Annotated in this window: 1 protein-coding gene; it reads right to left on the bottom strand. The window is 73.2% G+C overall.

All coding sequences use genetic code 11. From position 1 onward, the window contains the following. On the bottom strand, window positions 1-2,686 hold a 2,686-nt coding region (locus K7854_RS37135), incomplete at both ends, for a type I polyketide synthase (RefSeq protein ID WP_226030967.1).

Here is a 2,686-nt window from a genome sequence, read left to right as displayed (position 1 = left end):
CTTCTCGCCCCACACCACCTCACCCAGCCCACACGACAGCAACGGATCCAAAACAGCACACACCTCGTCCCACGCCTCCCGGAACACCGGGAAAACGCCATACAACTCCCGCCCCATCCCCAACCGCTGAGCACCCTGACCCGTAAACAGGAAACCCGTACGACCGGAAACGACGGAGGACGTCTCCGTCAACATGCTCAGGCCCTCGGCGAGTTCGTCCAGCTCGGCACCCACGACCACGGCCCGGTGCTCCAGCGCGCCGCGCGTCGTGGCGAGGGAGAAGGCCACGTCCACCGGCCGGAGTCCGGGGTGCTCGGTGACGTACGACCGCAGCCGCTCGGCCTGGGCGCGCAGGGCCGTCTCCGACTTGGCGCTGATCAGCCACGGGACGAGCGGCGGCGTCGGCTCCGAGGAGGCGTCCTCGGCGGGGCGGGCCGGGGCCTGTTCCAGGATGACGTGGGCGTTGGTGCCGCTGGCGCCGAAGCTGGAGACGCCGGCGCGGCGGGGGCGCTGCCCGGTCTCGGGCCACTCGCGCGGCTCGGTGAGCAGCCGGATGTGGCCTGCGGACCAGTCGATGTGCGGGGAGGGTTCGTCGGCGTGCAGGGTGCGGGGCAGGACGCCCTCCCGCAACGCCATCACCATCTTGATCACACCGCCCACACCGGCCGCTGCCTGCGTGTGCCCGATGTTCGACTTCAGCGACCCGAGCCACAGAGGCCGCTCGGCGGGCCGCTGCTGCCCGTAGGTCGCCAGCAGCGCCTGCGCCTCGATGGGGTCGCCGAGAGTGGTGCCCGTCCCATGGGCCTCCACCGCGTCGATCTGCCCGGGCTCCAGTCCCGCGTTGGCGAGGGCCTGCCGGATCACGCGCTGCTGGGACGGGCCGTTGGGTGCGGTCAGACCGTTGGACGCGCCGTCCTGGTTGACGGCACTGCCCCGTACCACCGCGAGGACCGGGTGGCCCAGCCGCTCCGCGTCAGACAGCCGCTCCACCAGCAGCATCCCCGCACCCTCGCTGAAGCCGGCGCCGTCCGCGCCCGCACCGAACGCCTTGCAGCGGGCGTCGGGCGAGACGGCGCGCTGGCGGCTGAACTCGAGGAACATCTCGATCGACGACATGACGGTGACGCCGCCGACCAGCGCGAGCGAGCACTCGCCCTGCCGGATCGCCTGCATGGCGAGGTGCATCGCCACTAGGGACGACGAGCAGGCGGTGTCGACGGTGACCGCGGGACCCTCCAGGCCGAAGGTGTAGGCGATGCGGCCGGTGGCGATGCTGCCCGCGCTGCCGTTGCCGACGTATCCCTCGACGCCCTCGGGCACGGTGCCCGCGCCGAGCCGGGCACCGTAGTCGTGGTACATGACGCCCGCGAACACGCCCGTACGGCTGCCGCGCAGCGTGGCCGGGTCGATGCCCGCCCGCTCGAACGCCTCCCACGACGTCTCCAGCAACAACCGCTGCTGCGGATCCATCGCCAACGCCTCACGCGGCGAGATCCCGAAGAACGCCGGGTCGAACTCGGCGGCGTCGCGCAGGAAACCGCCCTCGCGGGAGTAGATCCGGCCGGGCACGCCCGGGTTCGGGTCGTAGAGGGCGTCGACGTCCCAGCCGCGGTCGCGGGGCATGGCGCCGATCGCGTCGCGGCCCTCGGCGACCAGCCGCCACAGGTCCTCCGGGGACGCCACGTCGTCGGGGAAACGGCAGCTCATACCGATGATCGCCATGGGCTCACCGGTGTCGGCCGGGGTGCTCGATCGGCTCGCCGGGGCGTCGACGGCCGGGGTGGCACCGCCGAACTCGGACCACAACAGGCGGACGACGGCCGCTGCGTTCGGGTGGTCGAAGACCAGCGTCGCGGGCAGGCGCAGGCCGGTGGCGGCACCGAGCCGGTTGCGCAGTTCGACGGCGGTGAGGGAGTCGAAGCCGAGGTCCTTGAAGGCGCGTTCGGGTTCGACGGCGTCGGGGGACGCGTGACCGAGGACGGCCGCGACCTCGGCGCGGACCACGTCGAGCAGGAACTCCTCGCGCCGGTCCGCGGGCAGTGCGGCGAGCCGCCCGCCGAGGTCGCCGCCGTCCGCCGACGCGGCACCGGCACCCATGCCGGCCGCCTGTCGTCGGACGCGCTGCGGGACCAGGGCGCTGAGCAGCGCCGGCACCCCGGAGGACGCGGCGCGCCGCCGCAGGGCCACGAGGTCGAGCCGTACGGGGAGCAGGTACGGCTCGTCGGTGCGGACGGCCGCGTCGAGGAGGGCGAGGGCCTGCTCGGTCTCCATCGCGGCGACGCCGAGCCGGGCGAGCCGGTTCAGGTCGGTCTCGCCGAGCCGGCCGGTCATCGCGCTGGTCTCGGCCCACAGGCCCCAGGCGAGGGAGAGGGCCGGCAGCCCTTCGGCCCGGCGGGCCTGGGCGAGGGCGTCGAGGAAGACGTTGGCGGCGGCGTAGTTGGCCTGTCCGGCGTTGCCGAGGGTGCCGGCTCCGGCGGAGAACAGCACGAAGGCGGACAGGTCGTGGTCCCGGGTCAGTTCGTGCAGGTGCCAGGCCGCGTCCACCTTCGGACGCAGCACCGCGTCGAAACGAGCCGCGTCCAACGACTCCAGCACCCCGTCGTCCAACACCCCGGCCGCATGCACCACACCAGTCAGCCGACGCCCGCCCAACACCACAGCCAAGGCATCCCGGTCAGCCACATCG

Source organism: Streptomyces hyderabadensis, from assembly GCF_020404845.1.
Taxonomy (GTDB): Bacteria; Actinomycetota; Actinomycetes; order Streptomycetales; family Streptomycetaceae; genus Streptomyces; species Streptomyces hyderabadensis.
This window is presented reverse-complemented; position numbering and strand designations above follow the sequence as displayed.